The 4,980-nt window shown below is 71.1% G+C and carries 5 protein-coding genes; 1 reads left to right on the forward strand and 4 read right to left on the reverse strand.

Going from position 1 to position 4,980, the window contains the following annotated elements:
• Positions 1–123: 123 nt before the first annotated feature.
• The 4 genes from ACFW2E_RS41385 to ACFW2E_RS41400 form a co-directional block, all read right to left on the reverse strand.
• Entirely contained in the window at positions 124–1,005 is an 882-nt protein-coding gene (locus ACFW2E_RS41385) for a universal stress protein (protein ID WP_384475658.1), read from the reverse strand.
• Positions 1,002–2,024: a zinc-dependent alcohol dehydrogenase gene (locus ACFW2E_RS41390; protein ID WP_384475661.1), complete on the reverse strand. Its 1,023-nt coding sequence runs from the start codon at positions 2,022–2,024 to the stop codon at positions 1,002–1,004. Before ACFW2E_RS41390 ends, ACFW2E_RS41385 begins: the two co-directional genes overlap by 4 nt.
• 40 nt (positions 2,025–2,064) lie before the next feature.
• Positions 2,065–2,970, reverse strand: coding sequence for a universal stress protein (locus tag ACFW2E_RS41395; protein WP_384475669.1), 906 nt, complete (start codon positions 2,968–2,970; stop codon positions 2,065–2,067).
• 160 nt (positions 2,971–3,130) lie between these two features.
• Positions 3,131–3,760: a hypothetical protein gene (locus ACFW2E_RS41400; protein ID WP_384475664.1), complete on the reverse strand. Its 630-nt coding sequence runs from the start codon at positions 3,758–3,760 to the stop codon at positions 3,131–3,133.
• Between the two features lie 738 nt (positions 3,761–4,498).
• Between ACFW2E_RS41400 and ACFW2E_RS41405 the strand changes: the two genes are divergently transcribed.
• Positions 4,499–4,980 (forward strand): GAF domain-containing protein (locus tag ACFW2E_RS41405; protein ID WP_384475667.1); only part of this gene is annotated, 482 nt, incomplete at its 3' end.

A 4,980-nucleotide genomic window follows, 5' to 3' on the forward strand; every position in this document is an offset into this window, starting at 1 on the left:
GCCGCCCGCCAATGGGCGTCCAGGGTGCGCAGCTCCTCGTCGGAAAGTACGGTGGCGTCCTGGTGTTCGGCCTTGGACATGGGTGAGACTCCGGAAGTCGTTGTGGTGGATGTCATCGGGCGTTCACGTGCGTTCGGGGACGACAGCGACGGCGCAGGAGGCGTGGTGCAGCACGCCGTGGGCCACGCGTCCCAGCTGGAGCCCGGGGCGCCCTGGGCTGCGCTGGGCGCCGACCACCAGCAGGTCGGCGTCGTGCGAGGCGGCCAGAAGCACCCTGCGGGCCGGGCCCTCCACCGTGCGCGGGCGCAGTTCCACCCCCGGTGGGGCGTCCTTCAGCGCCTGCTCCAGCAGTTGGGCGGCGTGCCGCTCGTGCAGCCGTGCGGGTTCGTCGACCAGCAGGGGATGGTCGGTGCCTTCGTGCGCGGGGCACCGCCAGGCCCTCACCAGGTCCAGGGTCGCGTGCCGCAGTCCGGCCTCCTCGATAGCGAAGCCCAGCGCCGCCGAGTCCGTGCCCTTCTCGCCGACGCCCACGACGATGCGGCCCCGGGCTCCGACGCGGACCTGGTTGTCATGGCTCCCGCGCAGCACGATCACGGGGCAGTCGGCGTAGGCGGCGACGGTCAGGCTGACCGACCCGAGCAGCATCTCGACGAAGCCGCTGCGGCCCCGGGTCCCGAGCACGAGTGCGGCCGCGTCGCGTCCCTCACGAACGAGCGCGTATTCCGGTTCCTCGAACAGGACGTCGGTGGAGATCCGCATGTCGGCCCGGCGCAGCTGGGCGCGCTGTGCGGCGGCCCGCACGATGTCCTCGGCCCTCACCTGCTCGGACGGCTTGCCCAGGTCCCGGGAGAGGGCCTCACCCTCGTACCGCTCCCACAGCGAGGCGTACACCAGCCGCAGCGGCAGCCCGCGCAGGGCTGCCTCGTCGGCGGCCCAGTCGACGGCCCGCAGACTGGGCTCGGAACCGTCGACGCCCACCACCAGAGGTCGGCCCACCGCGCTCACCGCCCCGCTCCGAGGTCGAACACGATCCGCGCCTTGACCTGGCCGCGCAGCACCTCGTCGATGGACTCGTTGACCGAGTCGAGCGGGCGGATCTCGTGGATGACCCTGGTACGGCCCGCCGCGTGCAGTTGGAAGACCTCGGCGAGATCCTGTCGCGTGCCCACGATGGAGCCGATCACGGACGTGCCGTTCAGGACGGTGTCGAAGATGGGTACGCGCACCGTGCCGTGGGCCGGCAGGGCCACCATGACCAGCTTGCCTCCGCGCCGCAGCCCCGCGTTGACCGCCTCGAAGGCCGCGTCGTTCACCGCCAGCGCTATCGCGGCGTGTGCCCCGCCGTACTGCTTGAGCACCTCACCCACGTCGTGCTTACGGGCGTCGATGACGAAGTCCGCGCCCAGTTCCGCGGCGAGTTCGAGCTTCTCGTCGGTGACGTCGATCGCGGCCACCTGTGCTCCGGCGATCTTCGCGTACTGCACGGCGAGGTGACCGAGCCCGCCGACGCCGGAGACCGCGACGAGCTGGGCCGGGCGGACCCCGGCGACCTTGATGGCCTTGTACGTGGTGACGCCGGCGCAGGTCAGCGGGGCGGCGTCCACGGCGCTGACACCCTGCGGTACCGGCTGGGCGAAGTCGGCCCAGGCCAGCATCTTCTCCGCGTAGCCGCCGTCGCAGCCGTACCCGGTGTTGACCTGTCGCTCGCACAGTGTCTCCCAGCCGGTCAGGCAGTGTTCGCACCGCCCGCAGGCCCACCCCAGCCAGGGCACGGCGACCCGCTGCCCGACACTCAGGTGCGTGACCCCGTCACCGAGCTTCTCCACCAGGCCCACGCCTTCGTGACCGGGCACGAACGGCGGGTTCGGTTTGACCGGCCAGTCCCCATGAGCCGCGTGGATATCGGTGTGGCACAGCCCGGATGCCTCCACCCGGATCCGGACCTGTCCGGGACCGGGATCGGGATCGGGACGCTCCTCGATGGTCAGAGGCTCACCGAACGCTCGAACGACCGCTGCCTTCATGATGTCAGCTCCTCAGGGGGTGGGGCGGATCGGAGAGGGGTCAGTCGTGCGGGACGACGGCGACCGGAGCGGCGGAGTGATGCAGAACGGCGTGGGTCACGTGACCGATGTGGGCGCCGAGCGGGCTGCGGCGGATGCGCCGGCCGACGACCACCAGCGATGCCTCACGCGAGGCTTCCACGAGCTGGACGGCCGGGCTGCCGTAGCGGGACTCCTCGACGACCTTCACACCCGGGTGCTTCTGGCGCCAGGGCCGCAGCGCGTCGGTCAAGGCCGCGGAGTCGCTGAGGGCCAGCGCTTCGTGGAGTACGGGACTGGCGGGGGTGCCGTACGCGTAGTAGGGCGGCGGGTTCCAGCCGTGGACGACACGCAGGGCCGTGGCGCGGCGCTCGGCGGCATCGAAGGCGAACTCGATCAGCGTCGCGTCCGGGTGCTCGATGTCGAGCCCGAGCACCACCGGCCGGGAAGGCGCCGCGGCCGAGGGAATCCCCGCCGGATCCATCGCGTGCTCGTCGGCGGCCTGCTCCAGCGCGCGAACGAGAACCACGGGGCGTTCCGCGTGCGCGACGACGGAGAGACCGACGGAGCCGACCATGAACCCGCCGATCCCGCCGAGGCCGCGCGAACCCAGGACGAGCAGCTCGGCGGTCTTCGCCGCGTCCGTCAGGACTTCGCCGGGACGGCCGCCGACGTGCTCGCCGGTCACCGTGACACCGGGGTGGCGCAGGGCAATTCCGTCGGCGGCTTCGCGGGAGATCCGCTCGGTCCAGTGCTGATGGGTCTCGGTCCCCAGGAGCGGCGCCTGTGCCATGGGTTCCGGGACCGGCTCCCAGATGTGGACGATCTTCAGGGGCAGGTCGCGCAACTGCGCCTCGCGTGCGGCCCATTCGGCGGCGGCCCGGCTCTCGGGCGATCCGTCGAGGCCGACGATGATGGTGCGGAGCATGAACTCAACCTCCTGGAGCAAGGGTTCGGATTCCAGCGTCACGTTGGGAAGGTGTCCCGTGCAGGGGCCTGTGGTCCCGGATCGGGACCGACAGACCCTCGGCACGGTTCGGCACGGCTCGGCGCGGCGCCTCGCGGGCGGGGCCACCGCGCCCGGGCGCTCAGCGCAGCCAGCCGTGGTCGCGGACGAACGGCAGCTTGGCCCAGAGCCTGCCCACTCCCAGCGTGTCGCCCGCGGCGACAGCGGCCAGGACGATCAGGGCGAGGGCGTAGATGACGTGGTAGTCGACGAACGGGTTCGTGGACATGCTGAGCGACCCGTCCGAAAGGTGCTTGGCGGGCGGCCACTCGGCGATCCACATCAACGCCATCATCGCGGTGCCGGCGGCCGCGGCGATCCGCAGCGCGACCCCTGCGACGAGGGCGAGGCCGATCCCGAGCAGTCCGGCCATGAACAGCCAGTCCGCCCAAGTGTCGCCGGCCCAGGAGTGGAAGGTGGACTTCATCGGCCCGGCCGCGACGGAGCCGAGGAATCCCTTCGTCGGCGACCCGCCGTCGATCCAGCCCTTGCCCGACGGGGTGGCGTAGCCGAAGCCGAAGGTCTTGTCGAGGAAGGCCCACAGGAAGACGAACCCTGTGAACAGACGCAGGGACGCAAGGGCATAGCCTCCTGCGGTATGCGTGTCGGCACCTGCCGACACGGCGGGCTCGGATGCGGAGGCGGTCCGGTGCCTGCGGAAGGACGGCAGGTGGAAGCCTGAGCTCCGGTGAGGGTGCTCGTGTACGGCCATGGTCGTGATTCCCTTCAGGGGCGGTCGGTTCGTTGTCTGACGCCCCTGACTCTCGTCGCGCAGGCCCAGCGGCGCCGGATGCCGAAGGTCTGCCATCGCCGGGACGAACGTCCCTTTCTGCGAGGTCCGTTGAGCCCGCGGCAAGGAACGCGCCGGCAGAGCGCGAGGAGCCGCTGCGTCAGTGGGCCGCGCCGGCCCTCCTTGGCCTCCGGGCTCAGACCTGTGTGCTCGCGGATGACTGCGGCCACGGCGTCGGGATCGTCCGGGGTGATGAACGGGCGGACGAACCGGCCGAGTCCAGGACGAGTCCGACGGTCTTCCGGGGGCGCCTTGGATCGAGGCTCGCCCAGTAGCGCGGGTGAGCGGTGCCCCCAGATCCGTCCCCGGCCCGTGAAGGCACCGAGCTCGACCCGGCGGACTGCGCGGATCGCGGCGTAGGGGATGGTCCTGCTGCCCCACGGGAAGCAGTAGGCGCGAAATCCGCAGACCATCGCCCGAACAGGTGATCCATCGGTCGCGATAGTCTCGGTCCGTGATCCGTCCTTTCTGATCCGGCGGCCATGACGGCCTGTCCGGCCGTGCTGCGGACCGCACGAAGGCCTCCGGGAACGACCGTCCGGGGCCGACTACGATCCGGGCTGCCAGAACAGCCCTCGTTAACACATGCGTTCGCGTGCGGACAGGGCCGCTCGGGCATGATGTGGAGGTGCCACTGGCACCTTTCCGGAGGGAGCGGAAATGGCGGAGAGTCCTGTCGGGGAGCGCCGGAGCGGTCCGGCGGCGCCCCAGTTGCGGCTGGATGAGCTGCTGGAGGGACTGCAGGCGCAGGTCGAGCAGGTGCGTGCCACCCGGGACCGGGTGCACACGCTGCTGGATGCGGTACTCGCCATCGGCTCCGATCTGGACCTCGACGTGGTGCTGCGGAGAATCACGGAGTCCGCGGTGAGCGTGGTGGACGCGCGGTACGGGGCTCTGGGAGTGCTCGGCGAGGAAGGGCGGATCAAGCAGTTCATCACGGTCGGCATGGACGAGGAGACCATCGCTGCGATCGGCCGATATCCAGCGGGCCACGGCATCCTTGGGCTGCTGATCCGCGAGCCGGAGCCGCTGCGGCTGGCCGAGCTGGGCCGGCATCCCGATTCGGTGGGCTTCCCGGAAGGCCACCCGCCGATGAGCACGTTCCTCGGGGCACCGGTGCGCGACCGGGACCAGCTTTTCTG

The organism is Streptomyces sp. NPDC058964 (assembly GCF_042741275.1).
Taxonomy (GTDB): Bacteria; Actinomycetota; Actinomycetes; order Streptomycetales; family Streptomycetaceae; genus Streptomyces.